This is a genomic window from Streptococcus sp. D7B5, assembly GCF_029691405.1.
Classification (GTDB): domain Bacteria; phylum Bacillota; class Bacilli; order Lactobacillales; family Streptococcaceae; genus Streptococcus.
This window is the reverse complement of record NZ_CP121467.1, coordinates 1,398,900-1,421,673: the sequence shown is the minus strand read 5'-3', so window position 1 is coordinate 1,421,673 and position 22,774 is coordinate 1,398,900. Positions and strand designations below refer to the sequence as shown.

Annotated in this window: 17 protein-coding genes and 2 pseudogenes; all 19 read left to right on the top strand. The window is 43.0% G+C overall.

What is annotated here, in order from left to right; all coding sequences use genetic code 11:
- Window positions 1-134 precede the first annotated feature (134 nt).
- The 19 genes and pseudogenes from comA to purB all read left to right on the top strand — a co-directional run bounded on the left by comA (window position 135) and on the right by purB (window position 22,736).
- Entirely contained in the window at window positions 135-2,288 is a 2,154-nt protein-coding gene (gene comA, locus P8P68_RS06925) for a peptide cleavage/export ABC transporter ComA (RefSeq protein ID WP_278275805.1), read from the top strand.
- A gap of 12 nt (window positions 2,289-2,300) precedes the next feature.
- A complete protein-coding gene (comB, locus tag P8P68_RS06920; RefSeq protein WP_278275804.1) occupies window positions 2,301-3,650 on the top strand; it encodes a competence pheromone export protein ComB in 1,350 nt (449 codons plus the stop codon).
- Between the two features lie 168 nt (window positions 3,651-3,818).
- A complete protein-coding gene (purC, locus tag P8P68_RS06915; RefSeq protein WP_000043285.1) occupies window positions 3,819-4,526 on the top strand; it encodes a phosphoribosylaminoimidazolesuccinocarboxamide synthase in 708 nt (235 codons plus the stop codon).
- A gap of 67 nt (window positions 4,527-4,593) precedes the next feature.
- Window positions 4,594-8,319: a phosphoribosylformylglycinamidine synthase gene (locus P8P68_RS06910; protein WP_278275803.1), complete on the top strand. Its 3,726-nt coding sequence runs from the start codon at window positions 4,594-4,596 to the stop codon at window positions 8,317-8,319.
- 12 nt (window positions 8,320-8,331) lie between these two features.
- Window positions 8,332-9,774: an amidophosphoribosyltransferase gene (purF, locus tag P8P68_RS06905; RefSeq protein ID WP_278275802.1), complete on the top strand. Its 1,443-nt coding sequence runs from the start codon at window positions 8,332-8,334 to the stop codon at window positions 9,772-9,774.
- Between the two features lie 219 nt (window positions 9,775-9,993).
- Window positions 9,994-11,016, top strand: a complete 1,023-nt coding sequence (gene purM / locus P8P68_RS06900) for a phosphoribosylformylglycinamidine cyclo-ligase (RefSeq protein WP_254728363.1) — start codon at window positions 9,994-9,996, stop codon at window positions 11,014-11,016.
- Window positions 11,013-11,558, top strand: a complete 546-nt coding sequence (gene purN / locus P8P68_RS06895) for a phosphoribosylglycinamide formyltransferase (RefSeq protein ID WP_000717479.1) — start codon at window positions 11,013-11,015, stop codon at window positions 11,556-11,558. The genes purM and purN overlap by 4 nt, the downstream gene beginning before the upstream one ends.
- Before the next feature lie 15 nt (window positions 11,559-11,573).
- Window positions 11,574-13,121 (top strand): bifunctional phosphoribosylaminoimidazolecarboxamide formyltransferase/IMP cyclohydrolase, encoded by a 1,548-nt coding sequence (gene purH, locus P8P68_RS06890; protein WP_278275801.1) that lies wholly within the window; start codon window positions 11,574-11,576, stop codon window positions 13,119-13,121.
- Window positions 13,122-13,241: 120 nt separating this feature from the next.
- A complete protein-coding gene (gene purD, locus P8P68_RS06885) occupies window positions 13,242-14,504 on the top strand; it encodes a phosphoribosylamine--glycine ligase (RefSeq protein ID WP_278275800.1) in 1,263 nt (420 codons plus the stop codon).
- 239 nt (window positions 14,505-14,743) lie between these two features.
- Entirely contained in the window at window positions 14,744-15,232 is a 489-nt protein-coding gene (gene purE / locus P8P68_RS06880; protein WP_049520500.1) for a 5-(carboxyamino)imidazole ribonucleotide mutase, read from the top strand.
- Window positions 15,219-16,310, top strand: a complete 1,092-nt coding sequence (gene purK, locus P8P68_RS06875) for a 5-(carboxyamino)imidazole ribonucleotide synthase (RefSeq protein WP_049520501.1) — start codon at window positions 15,219-15,221, stop codon at window positions 16,308-16,310. Before purE ends, purK begins: the two co-directional genes overlap by 14 nt.
- Before the next feature lies 1 nt (window position 16,311).
- A complete protein-coding gene (locus P8P68_RS06870) occupies window positions 16,312-16,575 on the top strand; it encodes a hypothetical protein (RefSeq protein WP_044020032.1) in 264 nt (87 codons plus the stop codon).
- Between the two features lie 20 nt (window positions 16,576-16,595).
- A pseudogene (locus P8P68_RS06865) lies at window positions 16,596-16,822 on the top strand (phosphoribosylaminoimidazole carboxylase).
- A gap of 3 nt (window positions 16,823-16,825) precedes the next feature.
- Window positions 16,826-17,524: an aspartate/glutamate racemase family protein gene (locus P8P68_RS06860; RefSeq protein ID WP_049520503.1), complete on the top strand. Its 699-nt coding sequence runs from the start codon at window positions 16,826-16,828 to the stop codon at window positions 17,522-17,524.
- Between the two features lie 96 nt (window positions 17,525-17,620).
- Entirely contained in the window at window positions 17,621-18,520 is a 900-nt protein-coding gene (locus P8P68_RS06855; protein ID WP_084881615.1) for an NYN domain-containing protein, read from the top strand.
- Window positions 18,521-18,591: 71 nt separating this feature from the next.
- Window positions 18,592-18,782: pseudogene (locus P8P68_RS06850) on the top strand (phosphoribosylaminoimidazole carboxylase).
- A 34-nt stretch (window positions 18,783-18,816) separates the two neighbouring features.
- Window positions 18,817-20,622: an AAA family ATPase gene (locus P8P68_RS06845; RefSeq protein WP_084881616.1), complete on the top strand. Its 1,806-nt coding sequence runs from the start codon at window positions 18,817-18,819 to the stop codon at window positions 20,620-20,622.
- A 23-nt stretch (window positions 20,623-20,645) separates the two neighbouring features.
- Window positions 20,646-21,413 (top strand): restriction endonuclease, encoded by a 768-nt coding sequence (locus P8P68_RS06840; protein ID WP_084881617.1) that lies wholly within the window; start codon window positions 20,646-20,648, stop codon window positions 21,411-21,413.
- Window positions 21,414-21,437: 24 nt separating this feature from the next.
- Window positions 21,438-22,736, top strand: coding sequence for an adenylosuccinate lyase (purB, locus tag P8P68_RS06835; RefSeq protein ID WP_084859328.1), 1,299 nt, complete (start codon window positions 21,438-21,440; stop codon window positions 22,734-22,736).
- Window positions 22,737-22,774 lie beyond the last annotated feature (38 nt).

The window sequence follows — 22,774 nt, the reverse complement described above, 5'->3', positions numbered from 1 at the left end:
GCCTATTTTCTTTGGTAAAAGTGCTGTTCAGGTGAGGATATTGTTTTTTCAGAAATAATTCCCTTATTTCGTCCTTGTTTGGTTAAAATAATCTTATAAATTTTTAAAGAGATTATTAGAAAAAGGAGAAGGATATGAAATTTAGGAAAAGGCACTATCGTCCCCAGGTGGATCAGATGGATTGTGGCGTGGCTTCCTTGGCTATGATCTTTGGTTACTACGGTAGTTATTACTCCTTGGCTCATCTAAGAGAACTAGCTAAGACGACCATGGATGGGACGACGGCTTTGGGCTTGGTCAAGGTGGCACAGGAAATTGGTTTTGAAACGCGAGCTATCAAGGCGGATATGACGCTCTTTGATCTGCCAGATTTGACCTTTCCTTTTGTGGCTCATGTGCTCAAGGAAGGGAAATTGCTCCACTATTATGTGGTGATAGGTCAGGATAAAAAGCACATTCATATCGCTGATCCGGATCCTGGTGTCAAGCTGACTAAGATTTCCCGTGAGCGATTTGCGCAAGAATGGACAGGAGTCAGTCTCTTTATGGCTCCGTCTCCAAACTATAAACCCCACAGGGAGAAAAAACAAGGACTCTTATCCTTCTTGCCAATCTTGTTCAAACAGCGGGGCTTGATTGCTAATATCGTTTTGGCAACACTTTTGGTAACCCTGATCAATATCGTGGGCTCCTACTATCTGCAGTCCATCATTGATAGTTACGTACCAGACCAGATGCGTTCGACCTTGGGCATCATCTCAATAGGACTAGTCATCGTCTATATTCTCCAGCAGATTTTGTCTTATGCGCAGGAATACCTCTTACTTGTTCTGGGTCAACGGTTGTCCATCGATGTGATTTTGTCCTACATCAAGCATGTTTTTCATCTGCCGATGTCCTTTTTCGCGACACGCAGGACAGGAGAAATCGTGTCTCGTTTCACGGATGCTAACAGTATCATTGACGCGCTAGCTTCGACCATTCTGTCGATTTTCCTAGATGTGTCGACGATTTTGATTATCTCGCTTGTCTTGTTTTCACAAAATATGACGCTCTTTTTCATTAGTCTACTTGCGCTTCCTATCTATACAGTGATTATCTTTGCCTTTATGAAGCCGTTTGAAAAGATGAATCGGGATACCATGGAAGCTAATGCGGTTCTGTCTTCTTCTATTATCGAGGACATCAACGGTATTGAGACTGTTAAATCTTTGACCAGTGAAAGTCAGCGTTACCAAAAGATTGACAAGGAATTTGTAGCTTATCTGAAAAAATCCTTTGCCTATAGTCGGGCAGAAAGTCAGCAAAAGGCTCTGAAAAAAGTTGCCCAGCTCCTGCTCAATGTTGCCGTTCTCTGGCTGGGAGCTATTCTTGTCATGGATGGAAAAATGAGTTTGGGCCAGCTGATTACCTATAATACTTTGCTTGTTTACTTTACCAATCCTTTGGAAAATATCATTAACCTACAAACCAAACTTCAGACAGCGCAGGTTGCCAATAATCGTCTGAACGAGGTTTATCTAGTAGCTTCGGAGTTTGAGGAGAAGAAAACGGTAGAAGATTTGAGCATGATGAAGGGAGAGATGACCTTCAAGCAGGTTCACTACAAGTATGGCTATGGTCGTGACGTCTTGTCGGATATCAATTTGACCATTCCACAAGGGTCTAAGATAGCTTTTGTGGGGATTTCAGGTTCGGGTAAGACCACCTTAGCCAAAATGATGGTTAATTTTTACGACCCAAGTCAGGGAGAGATTAGTCTGGGTGGTGTCAATCTTAATCAGATTGACAAAAAGGCTTTGCGTCAGTATATCAACTACCTGCCTCAACAGCCCTATGTCTTTAACGGAACGATTTTGGAGAATCTTCTCCTTGGAGCCAAGGAGGGGACGACTCAGGAAGATATCTTACGAGCAGTCGAGTTGGCAGAGATTCGGGAGGATATTGAGCGCATGCCTCTGAATTATCAGACAGAATTGACTTCGGATGGGGCTGGAATTTCAGGTGGGCAACGGCAGAGAATCGCTCTGGCGCGTGCTCTCTTGACGGATGCACCTGTCTTGATCTTGGACGAGGCGACCAGCAGTCTGGATATCTTGACAGAGAAGCGGATCGTGGATAATCTCATGACACTAGACAAGACCCTTATTTTCATCGCCCACCGCTTGACCATCGCTGAGCGGACAGAGAAGGTTGTTGTCTTGGATCAGGGCAAGATTGTCGAAGAAGGCACCCCTGCAGACTTGCTTGCACAGGATGGCTTTTATGCCCATTTGGTGAATAGCTAGAAAGAGGAGAAGATGAAATCAGAATTTTTAGAAAGTGCGGAGTTTTATAATCGTCGTTACCATAATTTTTCCAGTCGGGTGATTTTACCTATGTCACTTCTGCTCATGTTTTTACTGGGATTTGCAGTTTTTGCAGAGAAAGAGATTAGTTTGTCTACCAGAGCGACTGTCGAACCTAGTCGGATCATTGCCAATATCCAGTCGACTAGCAATCAACGCATTGTGGCAAATTATCTGGAAGAAAACAAACTAGTCAAGCAGGGGGAACTCCTCGTTCAGTACCAGCAAGGTGCGGAAGCTGTCCAGGTTGAGGCATATGCCAGTCAATTGGAGATGTTAAAGGATCAAAAAAAGCAGTTGGGGTATTTGCAATCCAGTTTGAAAGAGGGGAGTGATCAATTTCCAGAGGCGGATAAGTTTGGTTATCAGGAGATGTTTCGAGACTATCTCAGCCAAGCTAGTAGTCTTAGGAGTAATGTTTCTCAGCAAAATGCCAGCATCTCCTCTCAAAATGCGGCAGCAAGTCAGAGCCAGGCCGAGATTGGCAATCTTATCAGTCAAACAGAGGATAAAATTCGAGACTATAAAACAGCAAAGTCAGCGATTGAAAAGGGAGATCAACTGGATAGTCAGAATCCAGCCTACTCTTTTTATCAGACCTATAAAAATCAAGGTGAAGAAGATCCGCAAGCTAAATCGCAGGTTATTGCGCAAGTGGATGCACAAATTGCTCAGCTAGAGTCCAGTCTAGCTACGTATCGTGTACAGTATGCGGGTTCTGGAGCTCAACAGGCTCATGCAACGGGACTGGATAGTCAACTGGAATCGCTCAAATCTCAGCACTTAGTCAAAGTCGGTCAGGAATTAACTCTTTTGGATCAGAAAATTTTGGAGGCGGAATCGGGTAAGAAGGTACAGGGAGGTCTCCTAGATAAAGGGAAGATTACAGCAAGTGAGGATGGGGTGCTTCACCTCAATCCTGAGACTAGTGATTCTACCATGGTCGCAGAAGGAACCCTGCTAGCCCAACTCTACCCATCCTTGGAAAAAGAAGGGAAAACCAAACTCACAGCTTATCTCAGTTCAAAAGATGTTGCTAGAGTCAAGATTGGGGACTCTGTTCGTTATACTACGACTAATGATGCGAAGAATCAAATTTTCCTGGATTCTACGATTACAAGTATCGATGCGACAGCTACAAAGACTGAAAAAGGGAATTTCTTTAAAATTGAGGCGGAGACCCATCTGACTTCTGAGCAGGCTGAAAAACTTCGCTATGGTTTAGAAGGCCGCCTGCAGATGATTACGGGAAAGAAAAGCTATCTCCGTTATTTTTGGGATCAATTTTTGAATAAAGGGTAATATTCGTGTTTTTCAGAGGATAAATGATTTTAAAACTGTAAGAAGAGCTTATCTTGCAGTTTTTCTTTACGCTTAAAATAGGAAAACGTTATTTATTCGTAAAAACCTTGAATTTTCCATGCTTTTGTGGTAGAATGTGCTCAAGTAAAACGAAAGGCGAACTTTAAAATGTCAAAACAACTGATCTATTCGGGAAAAGCCAAGGATATCTATACAACTGAGGATGAAAATCTCATTATTTCAACTTACAAGGACCAAGCAACTGCCTTCAACGGTGTCAAGAAGGAGCAGATTGCGGGCAAGGGAGTGTTAAATAATCAGATTTCATCTTTTATTTTTGAGAAATTAAATGCGGCTGGTGTAGCGACTCATTTTGTGGAGAAACTTTCAGACACGGAACAACTCAATAAAAAGGTGGAGATTATTCCTTTGGAAGTTGTGCTCCGCAACTACACGGCTGGTTCCTTTTCAAAACGTTTTGGCGTAGAAGAAGGTATCGCATTTGAGACTCCAATTGTCGAATTTTACTATAAAAATGACGATTTGGATGATCCTTTTATCAATGATGAGCATGTGAAATTCCTAAAAATTGCGGATGACCAGCAGATTGCTTACTTGAAGGAAGAGACGCGTCGTATCAATGAGCTTTTGAAAGCTTGGTTTGCTGAGATTGGCCTTAAATTGATTGACTTTAAGCTAGAGTTCGGTTTTGACAAGGATGGCAAGATTATCTTGGCAGACGAGTTTTCACCAGATAACTGCCGTTTGTGGGATGCAGATGGCAACCACATGGACAAGGATGTTTTTCGTAGGGGATTGGGAGAACTAACCGACGTTTATGAGATTGTCTGGGAGAAATTGCAGGAATTGAAATAATCTGTTTGCAAGACTCTCAAGTTCGTTTGGTAATATTGCAAGAGCTGAAATAAAGGAATAAGAATTGATGGATAAACGTATTTTTGTTGAGAAAAAGGCTGATTTTCAGGTTAAATCAGAGAGTTTGGTAAGGGAGCTCCAGCACAACTTGGGACTGTCAACTTTGAAAAGTATTCGCATTGTGCAAGTTTATGATGTCTTAGATTTGGCAGAGGACTTGTTTGCACCTGCGGAAAAACACATCTTCTCTGAGCAGGTAACAGACCATGTCTTGGATGAATCAGCCGTGCAGGCGGACCTTGCTAACTATGCTTTCTTTGCCATTGAAAGCCTGCCAGGACAGTTTGACCAGCGTGCAGCTTCTTCACAGGAAGCCTTGCTTTTACTGGGAAGTTCAAGTGATGTAACAGTCAACACAGCCCAGCTTTACTTGGTCAATAAGGATATTGATGCGACTGAGTTGGAAGCAGTCAAGAACTACTTGCTCAACCCAGTTGATTCTCGTTTCAAGGACATCACGACAGGGATTGCCAAGCAGGAATTTTCAGAGTCGGACAAGACCATTCCTAAATTGACTTTCTTTGAAAGTTATACGGCAGAAGACTTTGCTCGCTACAAGGCCGAGCAAGGGATGGCAATGGAAGTGGATGATTTGCTCTTTATCCAAGACTATTTCAAGTCAATCGGGCGCGTGCCAACTGAGACAGAGCTCAAGGTTTTGGACACTTACTGGTCTGACCACTGCCGTCACACGACTTTTGAGACAGAGTTGAAACAGATTGATTTCTCAGCTTCTAAATTCCAAAAGCAATTGCAAGCGACTTATGACAAGTATATTGCCATGCGTGAGGAACTAGGTCGGTCTGAAAAGCCACAAACCTTGATGGATATGGCGACTATTTTCGGTCGTTATGAGCGTGCTAATGGTCGTTTGGACGATATGGAAGTGTCTGACGAAATCAATGCCTGCTCGGTTGAAATCGAAGTGGATGTTGATGGTGTCAAGGAACCTTGGCTCCTTATGTTCAAAAACGAAACCCACAACCACCCAACGGAAATTGAACCATTTGGTGGCGCGGCTACTTGTATCGGTGGCGCCATTCGTGACCCGTTGTCAGGGCGTTCCTACGTTTACCAAGCTATGCGTATCTCAGGTGCTGGTGACATTACAGCGCCGATTTCAGAAACGCGCGCTGGGAAATTGCCACAACAAGTCATTTCGAAAACAGCGGCTCATGGTTATTCTTCGTATGGTAACCAAATTGGTCTGGCGACGACTTACGTTCGTGAATACTTCCACCCAGGTTTTGTAGCCAAACGCATGGAGCTTGGTGCCGTTGTTGGTGCTGCTCCTAAGGGCAATGTAGTCCGTGAGAAACCGGAAGCGGGAGATGTCATTATCCTGCTCGGTGGCAAGACTGGACGTGATGGTGTCGGTGGTGCGACAGGTTCTTCTAAGGTTCAAACAGTTGAGTCTGTAGAGACTGCTGGAGCTGAGGTTCAAAAAGGGAATGCCATCGAAGAACGCAAGATCCAACGCCTTTTCCGTAATGGCGATGTCACTCGTCTCATCAAGAAGTCCAATGACTTTGGAGCAGGTGGTGTCTGTGTGGCTATCGGTGAATTGGCAGATGGTCTTGAAATTGACCTTAACAAGGTTCCTCTTAAATACCAAGGTTTGAACGGTACAGAAATTGCCATTTCTGAATCTCAAGAACGGATGGCAGTTGTGGTGCGTCCTCAAGACGTAGCTGCCTTCGTTGCGGAATGTAATAAAGAAAATATTGATGCTGTTGTTGTGGCAACAGTGACTGAAAAACCAAATCTTGTCATGCACTGGAATGGTGAAACGATTGTCGACTTGGAACGCCGTTTCCTTGATACAAACGGTGTGCGTGTAGTCGTTGATGCCAAGGTTGTGGACAAGGATGTCAAACTCCCAGAAGAACGCACAACAAGTGCTGACACACTTGAAGCAGATACCCTTGCGGTTCTGTCTGATCTCAACCATGCGAGTCAAAAAGGTTTACAAACTATCTTTGACTGCTCGGTCGGTCGTTCAACGGTCAATCACCCACTTGGTGGTCGCTACCAACTCACACCAACTGAGGCATCTGTGCAGAAATTGCCAGTTCAACACGGTGTGACTCACACTGCGTCTGTCATGGCGCAAGGATTCAATCCATACGTGGCAGAATGGTCTCCATATCATGGCGCTGTCTATGCGGTTATCGAAGCGACTGCTCGTCTGGTTGCTGCTGGTGCAAACTGGTCTAAGGCTCGCTTCTCTTACCAAGAGTATTTCGAGCGGATGGACAAACAAGCTGAGCGTTTCGGTCAGCCAGTAGCAGCTCTCCTAGGCTCTATCGAAGCACAAATCCAGCTTGGTTTGCCATCTATCGGTGGTAAGGACTCCATGTCTGGTACTTTTGAAGAATTGACTGTACCGCCAACCTTGGTTGCCTTTGGAGTGACAACAGCAGATAGCCGTAAGGTGCTCTCTCCTGAGTTCAAGACTGCTGGTGAAAATATCTACTACATCCCAGGTCAAGCTCTTTCTGCAGAGATTGATTTTGACTTGATTAAGTCTAATTTTGCCAAGTTTGAAGGCATTCAAAAGGCTCACAAAGTAACATCTGCATCAGCTGTTAAATACGGAGGTGTCCTTGAAAGCTTGGCACTTGCTACCTTTGGGAACCATATTGGTGCAGAGGTGACCTTGCCTGAACTTGAAATAGCCTTGACAGCTCAATTAGGCGGATTTGTCTTCACATCTCCTGAAGAAATCGCTGGAGTGAAGAAAATCGGTCAAACAAGCGCAGACTTTACACTCGTTGTCAACGGTGTGAAGTTAGATGGACAGAAACTTGACAGTGCCTTCCAAGGGAAACTGGAAGAAGTTTACCCCACTGAATTTGCCCAAGCTAAAGAATTGGAAGAAGTGCCAGCTGTCGCTTCTGACGCAGTCATCAAAGCCAAGGAAACTATTGAAAAACCGGTGGTTTACATCCCAGTATTCCCAGGAACCAACTCAGAATATGACTCAGTTAAGGCCTTTGAAAAAGAAGGTGCAGAGGTTAACTTGGTGCCATTCGTGACCTTGAATGAAGAGGCTATTGTCAAGTCAGTTGAAACTATGGTTGACAATATCGGCAAGGCTAATATCCTTTTCTTCGCGGGTGGTTTCTCAGCTGCGGATGAGCCGGATGGATCAGCTAAGTTTATCGTCAACATCCTGCTCAATGAAAAAGTGCGTGTAGCTATTGATAGCTTTATCGCTCGTGGTGGCTTGATTATCGGTATCTGTAATGGGTTCCAGGCCTTGGTCAAATCAGGTCTTCTTCCATACGGGAACTTCGAGGATGCTAACAGTACTAGCCCAACCCTCTTCTACAATGATGCCAACCAGCACGTGGCTAAGATGGTGGAAACTCGAATTGCCAATACCAACTCGCCATGGTTGGCTGGAGTGCAAGTGGGCGATATCCATGCCATCCCAGTATCGCACGGTGAAGGGAAGTTTGTTGTGACGGCCGAGGAATTTGCGGAGCTCCGCGACAATGGCCAAATCTTTAGCCAATACGTTGACTTTGACGGCAAACCAAGTATGGATTCTAAGTACAATCCGAATGGTTCTGTAAATGCCATCGAAGGAATTACCAGCAAGAATGGTCAAATCATCGGTAAGATGGGACACTCAGAACGTTATGAAGACGGTCTTTTCCAAAACATCCCAGGAAATAAAGACCAGCACCTGTTTGCGTCGGCTGTACGTTATTTCACAGGGAAATAAAAGGTATAAAAAATGACATACGAAGTAAAATCTCTTAATGAAGAATGTGGTGTATTTGGTATCTGGGGCCACCCAGATGCTGCCAAATTGACCTATTTTGGACTCCATAGTCTTCAGCACCGTGGTCAGGAGGGGGCAGGAATCCTCTCCAATGACCATGGACAATTGAAGCGTCATCGTGATATGGGGCTTTTATCAGAAGTTTTCAAAAATCCTGCTAATTTGGATAAATTGACAGGGACTGGAGCGATTGGACACGTGCGCTATGCGACTGCGGGAGAAGCTTCTGTAGACAATATCCAACCTTTCCTTTTCCGCTTTCACGATATGCAGTTTGGTTTGGCTCATAATGGGAATCTGACCAATGCTGAATCGCTCAAGCAAGAATTGGAACAAAGAGGGGCAATCTTTAGCTCGACTTCTGATTCAGAAATCTTGGCTCACTTGATTCGCCGTAGCCACAATCCAAACCTGATGGGTAAAATTAAGGAAGCGCTCAGTCTTGTTAAAGGTGGTTTTGCTTATCTCTTGATGTTTGAGGACAAGTTGATTGCTGCGCTTGATCCTAATGGCTTCCGTCCACTTTCTATTGGGAAAATGGCAAACGGAGCGGTGGTGGTTTCGTCAGAAACCTGTGCTTTTGAAGTTATTGGTGCTGAGTGGATTCGCGATGTAAAACCAGGAGAGATTGTAATCTTAGATGACAATGGGATTCAGTACGATAGCTATACGAATGATACCCAGTTGGCGATTTGCTCTATGGAGTATATTTATTTTGCTCGTCCTGACTCTAATATCCATGGTGTCAACGTCCATACGGCTCGCAAACGTATGGGAGCCCAATTAGCGCGTGAATTCAAGCACGAAGCGGATATCGTCGTCGGTGTGCCAAATTCATCACTCAGCGCAGCTATGGGATTTGCAGAAGAATCTGGTCTGCCAAATGAAATGGGTCTCATCAAAAACCAATACACGCAACGCACCTTTATCCAACCGACTCAAGAATTGCGGGAGCAAGGAGTGCGGATGAAACTGTCTGCTGTTTCGGGCGTTGTCAAAGGCAAACGTGTGGTCATGATTGATGATTCCATTGTTCGTGGGACGACCTCTCGCCGTATCGTTCAGCTTTTGAAAGAAGCAGGTGCGTCTGAGGTTCACGTTGCCATTGGTAGTCCAGCGCTGGCTTATCCATGTTTCTACGGGATTGATATCCAGACGCGTCAGGAGTTGATTGCGGCCAATCATACGGTCGAAGAAACTCGCCAAATCATTGGTGCGGATAGCCTGACCTATCTTTCGATTGATGGCTTGATTGATTCGATTGGTATTGAAACAGATGCGCCGAATGGTGGTCTCTGTGTCGCTTACTTTGACGGCGATTATCCAACACCTCTTTATGACTATGAGGAAGACTATCGTAGAAGTTTGGAAGAAAAGACCAGTTTTTACAAATAGGCGGATGAAGGCTCTCCATTAAAGGAAAGGAAGAGGAAAAAAGATGACAAATAAAAATGCTTATGCTCCACGTCTCGCTACTGACTAAAAGCTAAAGCATTTGTCAGTAGACGCTTTGCCCTATGGGACCAAAGCTAGAGCCCTGACTAGTATTTTTAGATAAAATAATTGTTTATCTAAAAATACGTCGCAATCTTCTCAAAGAAAAGGAAAAATAAAATGGCAAATAAAAATGCGTACGCCCAGTCGGGTGTAGATGTTGAAGCGGGTTATGAAGTTGTTGAGCGGATCAAAAAGCACGTGGCTCGCACGGAGCGTGCGGGTGTCATGGGAGCTCTTGGTGGTTTCGGTGGCATGTTTGACCTCTCAAAAACAGGTGTCAAAGAGCCCGTCTTGATCTCAGGGACTGATGGTGTCGGAACCAAGCTCATGCTGGCCATCAAATACGACAAGCACGATACCATCGGTCAGGACTGTGTGGCCATGTGTGTCAATGATATCATCGCTGCAGGTGCGGAGCCTCTTTACTTCCTTGACTATGTGGCGACAGGGAAGAATGAACCAGCTAAACTAGAACAAGTGGTTGCTGGTGTGGCAGAAGGTTGTGTGCAGGCAGGCGCTGCTCTCATCGGTGGGGAAACGGCTGAAATGCCTGGTATGTATGGCGAAGATGACTACGACTTGGCTGGTTTTGCAGTCGGTGTGGCTGAAAAATCTCAAATCATTGACGGTTCAAAAGTGGCAGAAGGTGATGTTCTTCTCGGACTTGCGTCAAGTGGGATTCACTCAAATGGTTACTCACTTGTCCGTCGTGTCTTTGCCGACTATACAGGTGAGGAAGTCTTGCCAGAATTGGAAGGCAAGAAACTCAAGGAGGTCCTTCTTGAGCCGACTCGTATCTATGTCAAGGCTGTCTTGCCACTCATCAAGGAAGAGTTGGTCAATGGAATTGCCCACATCACAGGTGGTGGATTTATCGAAAATGTCCCTCGCATGTTTGCAGCTGACTTGGCTGCAGAGATTGAGGAAAGCAAAGTTCCAGTCCTCCCGATTTTCAAAGCCCTTGAAAAATACGGTGAAATTAAGCATGAAGAAATGTTTGAAATCTTCAATATGGGTGTGGGACTCATGCTGGCAGTTAGCCCTGAAAATGTAGGTCGTGTCAAGGAATTGTTGGATGAACCAGTCTATGAAATTGGTCGCATCGTCAAGAAAGAAAACGAAAGTGTCATCATCAAATGAAAAAAATAGCGGTTTTTGCATCTGGTAATGGCTCAAATTTTCAGGTGATTGCCGAAGAATTTCCGGTGGAGTTTGTCTTTTCAGACCATCGTGATGCCTATGTGCTGGAACGTGCAGACAAGCTCGGCGTCCTGTCCTATGCTTTTGAACTCAAGGAGTTTGAGAACAAGGCGGACTACGAAGCAGCTCTTGTCGAGCTCTTGGAAGAACACCAGATTGACTTGGTTTGTCTCGCAGGCTATATGAAAATCGTTGGGCCAACTTTGCTCGCTGCTTACGAGGGTCGGATCATTAACATTCATCCAGCCTACCTACCAGAATTTCCAGGCGCTCATGGTATTGAGGACGCTTGGAATGCTGGTGTTGCTGAGAGTGGCGTCACCATTCACTGGGTGGACTCAGGTGTGGACACAGGCAAGGTCATCAAACAAGTCCGTGTTCCACGTCTAGCTGATGATACCATCGAAAGCTTTGAAGCTCGGATTCATGAGGCAGAGTACAAGTTGTATCCAGAGGTTATTAGAGAATTGTTGGATAAGTAAATGAAAGGAAATAACATGACTAAACGCGCCTTAATCAGCGTCTCAGACAAAGCGGGCATTGTTGAATTTGCCCAAGAACTCAAAAAACTTGGTTGGGATATCATCTCGACAGGTGGGACAAAGGTTGCCCTTGATAATGCTGGGGTGGAGACCATTGCGATCGACGATGTGACTGGCTTCCCAGAAATGATGGACGGTCGCGTCAAGACTCTTCATCCAAATATCCACGGTGGTCTCCTTGCTCGTCGTGACCTTGATAGCCACCTTGAGGCAGCTAAGGACAACAAAATTGAGTTGATCGACCTTGTCGTAGTCAACCTTTACCCATTCAAGGAAACGATCCTCAAACCAGACGTGACGTACGCTGACGCAGTTGAAAACATCGATATCGGTGGGCCATCTATGCTTCGTTCAGCAGCTAAAAACCATGCCAGCGTGACAGTTGTGGTAGACCCTGCTGATTACGCTATTGTTCTTGAAGAATTATCAGCAAATAGTGAAACTACTTATGAAACTCGCCAACGTTTGGCGGCCAAGGTTTTCCGTCACACAGCAGCTTATGACGCCTTGATTGCAGAGTATTTCACAGCTCAAGTGGGTGAAGCAAAACCAGAAAAGCTCACTTTGACCTATGACCTCAAGCAACCAATGCGTTATGGGGAAAATCCTCAGCAGGATGCGGACTTCTACCAAAAAGTTTTGCCGACAGACTACTCAATTGCATCAGCGAAACAGCTCAACGGTAAGGAATTGTCCTTCAACAATATCCGCGACGCTGATGCGGCCATTCGTATTATTCGTGATTTCAAAGACCGTCCAACCGTTGTGGCTTTGAAACACATGAACCCATGTGGAATTGGTCAAGCTGACGACATTGAGACTGCTTGGGATTATGCTTATGAGTCTGACCCAGTGTCTATCTTTGGTGGAATTGTCGTCCTTAACCGTGAGATGGATGCTGCGACAGCTGAGAAGATGCACGGCATTTTCCTTGAAATCATCATTGCACCGAGCTATACGGATGAAGCGCTAGCCATTTTGACCAACAAAAAGAAAAACTTGCGTATCCTTGCCTTGCCATTTGATGCCCAAGACGCTAGCGAGGTGGAAGCAGAATACACAGGTGTAGTAGGTGGACTTCTGGTGCAAAACCAAGACGTAGTCAAAGAAAGCCCAGCTGACTGGCAAGTGGTGACCAAACGTCAGCCAACTGAGACAGAAGCGACTGCCCTTGAATTTGCTTGGAAAGCTATCAAGTATGTCAAATCAAACGGTATCATCATCACCAACGACCACATGACACTTGGTGTTGGCCCTGGCCAAACCAACCGTGTGGCTTCGGTCCGTATTGCTATTGACCAAGCTAAAGATCGTCTGGACGGTGCTGTTCTTGCTTCAGATGCCTTCTTCCCATTTGCGGATAACGTGGAAGAAATCGCTAAAGCAGGTATCAAAGCCATCATCCAACCAGGTGGATCCGTCCGTGACCAAGAATCTATTGAAGCAGCGGACAAATATGGCTTGACCATGATTTTCACAGGCGTGAGACATTTTAGACATTAAGAACGTAAAGGAAAGAAAACAGTTTCTTTCCTTTTTTGCGTAAAAATGCAGAGCGAAACAAGATTATAACGAACGTTTGTGGTATAATATTAGTAAATAATTCGCAAAAGAGGTTGAGAAATGAAACTGCTTGTTGTCGGTTCGGGTGGTCGTGAACATGCCATTGCTAAGAAGTTGCTGGAGTCTAACGGTGTTGAAAAGGTCTTTGTAGCTCCTGGGAATGACGGGATGACTCTGGATGGTTTGGAATTGGTAAATATCTCTATTTCCGAACATTCTAAATTGATTGAGTTTGCAAAAGCCAACGATATTGCTTGGAGCTTTATCGGGCCAGATGATGCCCTTGCGGCTGGTATCGTGGATGACTTTAATAAAGCTGGTCTCAAAGCTTTTGGTCCGACAAGATTAGCAGCGGAGCTGGAGTGGTCCAAGGATTTTGCTAAGGAAATCATGGTCAAATATGACGTTCCGACAGCAGCCTATGGCACATTCTCAGATTTTGAGGAAGCTAAGGTCTATATCGAAAAGCAGGGTGCGCCTATCGTGGTCAAGGCGGATGGTTTGGCCCTTGGAAAAGGTGTCGTTGTTGCGGAAACGGTTGAGCAAGCGGTCGAAGCCGCTCACGAGATGCTTTTGGACAATAAATTTGGTGACTCAGGTGCGCGTGTGGTCATCGAGGAGTTTCTTGAAGGTGAGGAATTTTCACTCTTTGCCTTTGTTAATGGCGACAAGTTCTACATCATGCCAACAGCCCAGGATCACAAACGTGCCTATGATGGCGACAAGGGGCCTAACACGGGTGGTATGGGTGCCTATGCGCCAGTTCCTCACTTGCCAGAGAGCGTGGTTGCCACAGCGGTTGACACCATTGTAAAGCCAGTCCTCGAAGGGATGATTAAAGAAGGGCGTCCTTATCTGGGAGTTCTTTACGCAGGTCTTATCTTGACAGCTGATGGCCCTAAGGTCATCGAGTTTAACGCTCGCTTCGGAGATCCTGAAACTCAGATTATCCTACCTCGTTTGACATCTGATTTTGCACAAAATATTACGGATATCCTCGATGGCAAGGAGCCAAATATCACATGGACGGACAAGGGTGTGACTCTGGGTGTGGTTGTCGCATCAAACGGCTACCCGCTAGACTATGAAAAAGGTGTTGAATTGCCAGCAAAAACCGAGGGCGACATCATCACTTACTATGCCGGAGCTAAGTTTTCGGAAAATAGTAGAGCACTGCTCTCAAACGGTGGACGTGTCTACATGCTAGTTACCACAGCAGACAATGTCAAAGAAGCCCAAAGTACCATCTACCAAGAGCTCGCCCAACAAAAAACAGAAGGCCTCTTTTACCGAACAGATATCGGAAGCAAGGCAATTAAGTAACGATATAAGAATAACGCGACGAAGTCGCCAAATACGATAATGGTTGCATAACTTGCGAGCATTAGCGAGCAATAAAATAACAATCACCGCCATTGTGAAAGAACAATTGGATTATAAGCTAATCGTTTAGGGAAATCGGAAGACCTTGGGCTTCCGATTTAGGCATGAGACACCTTTGGTGGCCGCTGCCGTCCCTCACAACCTAAGGTGATTGTTGAAAGGAAGACAAAGGAGAAAAAATGAAACCAGTAATTTCCATCATCATGGGCTCAAAATCCGACTGGGCAACCATGCAAAAAACAGCAGAAGTTCTAGACCGCTTCGGTGTAGCTTACGAAAAGAAAGTTGTCTCTGCCCACCGTACACCAGACCTCATGTTCAGACATGCAGAAGAAGCCCGCAGTCGCGGCATAAAGGTCATCATCGCAGGTGCTGGTGGTGCCGCGCATTTGCCAGGAATGGTCGCAGCCAAAACAACCCTTCCTGTCATCGGTGTACCTGTCAAATCGCGCGCTCTTAGTGGCGTGGATTCGCTCTACTCTATCGTACAGATGCCAGGTGGCGTGCCTGTTGCGACGATGGCTATCGGTGAAGCAGGAGCGACAAATGCGGCCCTCTTTGCCCTCCGTCTCCTTTCAGTAGAAGATCAGGCTATCGCAATAGCGTTAGCAGATTATGCAGGAGAGCAAGGAAAAATCGCAGAGGAGTCTACCAATGAGCTCATCTAAAACAATCGGAATTATCGGTGGTGGTCAGCTGGGGCAGATGATGGCCATTTCTGCTATCTACATGGGACACAAGGTTATCGCGCTGGATCCTGTGGCGGATTGCCCAGCCTCTCGCGTGGCGGAGATCATCGTGGCACCTTATAACGATGTGGGCGCCTTGCGTCAGTTGGCTGAGCGATGCGATGTCCTCACCTATGAGTTTGAAAATGTCGATGCTGATGGTTTGGATGCGGTTATCAAGGAAGGTCAGCTCCCTCAAGGGACAGATCTGCTCCGCATTTCCCAAAATCGTATTTTTGAAAAGAACTTCCTCTCAAACAAGGCTCAAGTCACTGTGGCACCTTACAAGGTTGTGACTTCAAGCCAAGACTTGGCAGACATCGACCTATCGAAAAACTATGTCCTCAAGACCGCGACTGGTGGTTACGATGGGCATGGACAAAAGATTATTCGCTCGGAAGCAGATTTGGAAGAAGCCTATGCGCTGGCTGATTCTGCAGACTGTGTCTTGGAAGAATTTGTCAACTTTGACCTTGAGATTTCTGTCATTGTATCAGGGAATGGCAAGGAAGTTACGGTTTTCCCAGTTCAGGAAAATATCCATCGCAACAATATCCTGTCCAAGACCATCGTGCCAGCCCGCATTTCAGAAAGTCTAGCTGAAAAAGCCAAAGCTATGGCTGTGCGAATCGCAGAACAGCTTAATCTGTCTGGAACTCTTTGTGTGGAAATGTTTGCGACAGCTGACGACATCATTGTCAATGAAATTGCCCCACGTCCACACAACTCTGGACATTACTCTATCGAAGCCTGCGACTTTTCTCAGTTTGATACCCATATTCTCGGCGTTTTCGGAGCACCACTGCCAGCTATCAAACTGCATGCTCCAGCTGTTATGCTCAATGTCCTCGGCCAGCATGTCGAGGGTGCTGAAAAGTATGTCGCAGAAAATCCAAGCGCCCACCTCCACCTGTATGGTAAAATAGAAGCGAAGCACAACCGCAAGATGGGGCATGTGACTTTGTTTAGTGATGTGCCGGATAGTGTGGTTGAGTTTGGGGAGGGGATTGATTTTTGAAATGACAGAAGAATTTGATGAATTGCTAGATGATGAAATAACGACCGTAACACTGACTTATACGGACGATTTGGTTGTTCCAGAGATTTCGGATAGAGAGGGGATTCATATTTTAGAGAGAGCTGGCAATCAGCTAGTCTTAGAATATTCTTGTTCCGTGAAGGAAGTTAAGGATTATCTGAGTAGTTACGGCCTGCCTAGACATCCCGAGAGAATTTCATTTGAATTTTCTATACATGAAGACTCAGAAAATGATAATCTTTAAAGTTAAATGGAGACCAGTTTATGATTCAAATCATCGTAAACGCTTTTGTGGAGGAAGGAAAAGAAATCGCCGTTGTGGAAGTGCTCTTTGCCAGTGCCGACCATGAAAAAGTAAAAGCCAATATCAGGAATTAAAGATTCAATATCCAAACAATTATCTGGCTATCTATGATTCGCCATTGGATACAGATCTAAGTAGCTTACCACACTATCCGTCGGTTGTGACAAGCAAGGAGGAGTTTAATTAGTCTATGAAAACCATCGGTCTGATTGGTGGTATGAGTTGGGAAAGCACCACATCTTACTACCAAATCATCAACAAAACCATCAAAAAAGAGCTGGGTGGCTTGCATTCAGCCAAGATTCTACTTTATAGTGTTGATTTTGCAGAGATTGAGCATTATCAGGCAGTTGGAGACTGGGAGAAAAGCGGTCAACTTTTGACAGATATTGCTAAGCGCTTGGAGCAAGCTGGTGCGGATTTCATCGTTATTTGTACCAACACTATGCACAAGGTTGCTCCGCAGATACAAGAAAAGATTACGATTCCAATCTTGCATATTGCGCAGGCAACTGCGCAGGCCTTGTTGGCTGACGGTATTCAAAAAGTCGGCCTCCTAGGGACCAAGTACACCATGACTCAAGATTTTTACAAGGAGAAATTAATAGAGTCTGGGTTAGAAGTGCTGATTCCAGACCAAGCTGGTATTACAGAGGTTAATCGGATTATTTATGATGAGCTCTGCCTAGGGGACATCAAAGAAAGCTCAAAGCAGACTTATCTTACCGTTATAGATGATTTGAAAAAAGCAGGCGCTGAAGCTGTTATCTTGGGGTGTACCGAGATTGGTCTCCTCGTCAAGCAATCCGACACCGACCTGCCTCTCTATGACACAACAGTGATTCATGCAGAGAAAGCGGCGGAGTGGGCGGTTAATAAAAGATTATAGAAGACAAGTGCAATCGTAAGGTAGGGCGTGTGACAGTGTTGAGTTTTGGGAAAGAATTGATTTTTAGGAGTTGAAGTAATAAAAGTGGAGAAAGTTATGGATTTATTATTGATAGATAATTCAAATATTTTTATTGAAGTAAAAAATCTTGTAGGCCAAGATGGAAGATTTGATTATGATAAATTTGTAAGGAATTATACAAACTTTAAAAATCAGAAAAAGATTTTAGTTGGATCTACGCCTCCGAAGAGTGATGAGTTTTGGTCAACTATGAGGAGTAAAGGTTTTGATGTATATACTTATGAGCGTAAACAAAATGGAGAAAAAGCAGTTGATTCAAAAATAATTGCCAAAGGTGTGTCATTTATTGTTCAACAAAACCATTCTGCAACAGTGAATCTTTTAAGTGGAGATTTTGACATGTTTCCTCTTATTGAAGAAGCTTTGGAGAAGAATTGGAGAGTTAATTTATGGTCTTGGAAAGATAGTTTAAGTAATGAGTACTTGGATATTAAGGAAATCGCAATTAAATATCTTGATGATGTAGCAGAAGATTTAATTTATTTTAATCGTGATATTGATGGATATTATGAAAAAGAATATTTAAAAGAAAGAGAGATTCGTCTTGCAAGGGAAAAACAGGAGCGAGAATTTAACCAGACTAAGCAGGACGCTAAAAATCAAATCTCTGGTCTATGTTACGTAGATAAAAATATCTATTTGGAGCGAATTGACACATTAGTTGATTTTGAAAGAATTTCAGAAATTAAGAAGATTGTTTCTGTTGCTCAATCGGAAGATTTAAAACTGAAAAACGAAGCAATCGAAAAAGAAGCTGAACAGAGACGGCAGAAAGAAGAGCAGAAAAAACTTGATAAAGAAGCTAAAAAACAAAAAATTAAAGAATTTATAAAAGAAAATCAGGGCAGGATTGTAACGGGAGTTGTCACATTTGCTGGATTTATTGCCTATACTATTAATAAAATAAAAAAATAATATGTCTTTATATATAACTATATCAGGAGATACAAAGCATATAGAATGAAAAGGTTACTATGATATAACTCATTGTTAATGCATTTGTTGAAAAAGATAAGACTGGGGCAGTCGTCGAAGTATTGTATGCTAGTAGCAATCACGAAAAGGTGAAGCTAAGTATGAAGAGCTAGTTGCACAATATCCTAAAAACTATTTAGCCATCTATGATCTACCGTTAGATACGTATTTGACCACACTAGATCACTACCCATCTGTATGAATTGGAAAAGAAGAATTTGAGGAGAAAACAGATTATGAGACTTAAGCAAATGAAAATTAAAAATTTTCGCGGTTATAAAGATGAAACAATTGTTGATTTTGATAATTTGACAGCTTTTATAGGTAAGAATGATGCAGGGAAATCAACAATTTTAGAAGCATTAGAAATCTTTTTTAATAACAAATTAGTTGTTTGTGAGAGAGATGATTTATCTGTTGGATCGGATTCAGATTCTATTTTTATAACATGTATTTTTGATGAATTACCAGATGAGATAGTAGTTGATGCTTCTTCTAAAACAAGCTTGGAAGATGAAAATCTTTTGAATTCGAATGGTGATTTGGAAATTAAAAAAACTTTCAAATGTTCATCTGCAAAACCAAAACCGGAGACGAAAATTATTTGTAATCATCCTATAGATGATAACTACAATGATCTGTTATTGTTAAAACAAGCTGATCTAAAAAAGCGTGCGGTTGATTTAGGTATTGATGAGGATAAATACGATAAAAGAAGTAATGTCTCTATTCGACAGGCGATTTTATCTTCTAAAAGTGATTTAATAATTAAAGAGGTTGAATTAGAAGTTACAAAAGAGGATGCAAAAAAAGTATATGGAGTAATTGAGACTTTTTTACCAATTTATGCTTTGTTTCAATCAGATCGAAGTAGCTCAGATTCAGATAAAGAAATTGCGGATCCTATGTCTGTTGCGGTATCTCAAGCATTACAAGAGTTGCAAACTGAGATTAATAAAATAAAAAGTGAAGTTCAACGGAAAGCAATTGAAACTGCAGGACGTACATTAGCTAAGTTGCAAGAGATGGATGAGGATTTGGCTGCTTCTCTAATTCCAGAGTTTAAATCAGAGCCTAAGTTTGATTCGCTTTTTAAATTATCAATAAAATCGGATGATGATATATCTATCAATAAAAGAGGAAGTGGAGTTCGTCGTTTAATTCTCCTAAATTTCTTTCGGGCAGAGGCAGAAAGAAAATTATCAGAAGCAGAGAGGAATAAGAGCATAATTTATGCTTTTGAAGAACCAGAGACTTCTCAACACCCATCGCATCAAAAATTACTCATAGAAGCTTTTCTAGAGTTAGCATCCAAGGAAAATACTCAAATAATTTTAACAACCCATACTCCAGCTCTAGGTGGACTATTACCAACTGCTAGTCTTCGATTAGTAGAAAAATCGGATAAGTCACAAGTTAGTAGTGGAGGTGATGAGGTTTTACAAAAAATCACAGAAACTTTAGGTGTTTTACCGGATCCAATTTCAAAAGAAACAAAGGCATTAATTTTAATAGAAGGTAAAACAGATATAATTTTCTTTAATCATTTATGCAAGGTTTTAAAAGAAAGTGGAGAAATAGACAGGACTTTTCAGGAGGCAAATATCGCACTAGTACCTACTGGTGGTTGTGATAATTTAAAATCTTGGATTACAATGAGGACTGTAGATCAGTTTGGTCTTCCTTTTGGAATATTTTTAGATTCAGATAGAATTTCTCCCGCCAATCGAACAAAAAATACTTCTACCGTTGAAAAGAATAGAAAACATGGAAGAACTGCATTTTGTACTCGAAAACGTGAGGCTGAAAATTATCTTCATCCAGATATCTTTGATGGGCACGTAAATATAACTGATTATAACGATGTGAAAGAGGAGGTTAAGAATTTTAATCAAACTAATGAAAATAAGGTTTTACAAAATAACTGGCCAAAGATGACAGTAGACCAAATTCATGAACAAGAAAAATATATAGATGAAGACGGTATAGAACATTTTGAATTAACAGAAATTGTCAAAGAGTTTTTATCTTTAGTTGAGTAATAAGGGGAAAAGGTTATGAATTTATGGTTAATACAGGAAAATCATTAGAGGATTATGCCCAGTATGTATATTCTCGCTTACTAGAATTGAATGATTATGAAAATACATTAGTATCAACAAAAGTAACCATTAAAGGTCAGAGTGGAGCAACTAATGAATTTGATGTTTACTATCAATTCACACATTTAAATATAGAGTGTAGAGTAGCTATAGAATGTAAAGATTGGAAAAATAAAGTGTCAATAAAGGAAATACGTGATTTTTCTACAAAGCTACAAGATGTTGGATTGGGTAATATAATTGGAATAATGATTTCAAAGGTTGGTTTTCAAGAAGGAACAAAAATTTTTGCAGAATCAAACGGTATTAAATTGATGACGGTTGACGAACTGCCGACAATAGTAGACATAGTGTCTAGAACAATTAAAAAAGGATTCTTGCCTGATGAGAAAGTACAGGGGGAACCCTTTTGGATGTTGATGGAACAACGTAATGGAGAAGTTACAGGATCGTTTTATCAATATCCAAATATACAAGATTCACATGTAACATTACCGTTATTTTATTCAAAAAAGATGGCTCAATATTATTATGACAATGTACCTGACAAAGAGAATTATTGTATACGTGGAGTTTCTAATTTCCAATTGAGAAGCCTTATTAGGTTAGCTGAACTACAATCTTTACAATTTATATTATTTCCTTTCCCGTATTCTTTAGATGGTGTAGATTTAAATGAATTCCCTGGAATTATCGTATCTTCTGACGTTATAAAGAATGATTACTTATGATCTTAAATTAAGGAGAAAAACAACATGATCAACCGATACTCTCGCCCTGAGATGGCGAATATTTGGAGTGAAGAAAATAAATACCGTGCTTGGCTTGAGGTGGAAATCTTGGCTGATGAGGCATGGGCTGAGTTGGGAGAAATCCCTAAGGAAGATGTGGCTTTGATTCGCGAAAAAGCGGACTTTGACATTGACCGTATTTTGGAGATTGAGCAGGAGACTCGCCACGATGTGGTGGCTTTCACACGTGCAGTTTCTGAGACGCTTGGTGAAGAGCGCAAGTGGGTCCACTATGGTTTGACCTCTACCGACGTGGTGGATACTGCCTATGGTTACCTTTATAAGCAAGCCAATGACATCATCCGTTGTGACCTTGAAAACTTCACCAATATCATCGCTGACAAGGCTAAGGAACACAAGTTCACCATCATGATGGGGCGTACCCACGGTGTGCACGCTGAGCCGACAACTTTTGGTCTGAAATTGGCAACTTGGTACAGCGAAATGAAACGTAACATTGAGCGTTTCGAACATGCGGCTGCTGGTGTGGAAGCTGGTAAGATTTCTGGTGCGGTTGGTAACTTTGCCAACATTCCACCATTTGTAGAGCAATACGTCTGCGACAAGCTTGGTATCCGTGCTCAAGAAATCTCTACACAGGTCCTTCCTCGTGACCTTCATGCTGAGTACTTTGCAGTTCTTGCTAGCATCGCGACTTCCATCGAGCGCATGGCGACTGAGATCCGTGGTCTGCAAAAATCTGAACAACGTGAAGTAGAAGAATTCTTTGCCAAGGGGCAAAAAGGTTCTTCAGCAATGCCTCACAAACGCAACCCTATCGGTTCTGAAAACATGACAGGTCTTGCGCGTGTTATCCGTGGTCATATGGTGACAGCTTATGAGAATGTTGCTCTCTGGCACGAGCGTGATATTTCCCACTCATCAGCTGAGCGTATCATCACACCAGATACGACCATTTTGATCGACTACATGCTCAACCGTTTTGGAAATATCGTCAAAAACTTGACGGTCTTCCCAGAAAACATGATCCGCAACATGAACTCTACGTTTGGTCTGATCTTTAGCCAACGTGCTATGTTGACCTTGATTGAAAAAGGCATGACGCGTGAACAAGCCTACGACTTGGTGCAACCAAAAACAGCCCACTCTTGGGACAACCAAGTAGACTTCAAACCGCTTCTCGAAGCAGATCCAGAAGTGACATCACGCCTCACTCAAGAGGAGATCGATGAAATCTTCAACCCTGCATACTACACCAAACGAGTGGATGATATCTTTGAACGTATCGGACTTGGTGACTAATCATAAAATAAAAAAGCGAGATTCAATCTCGCTTTTTC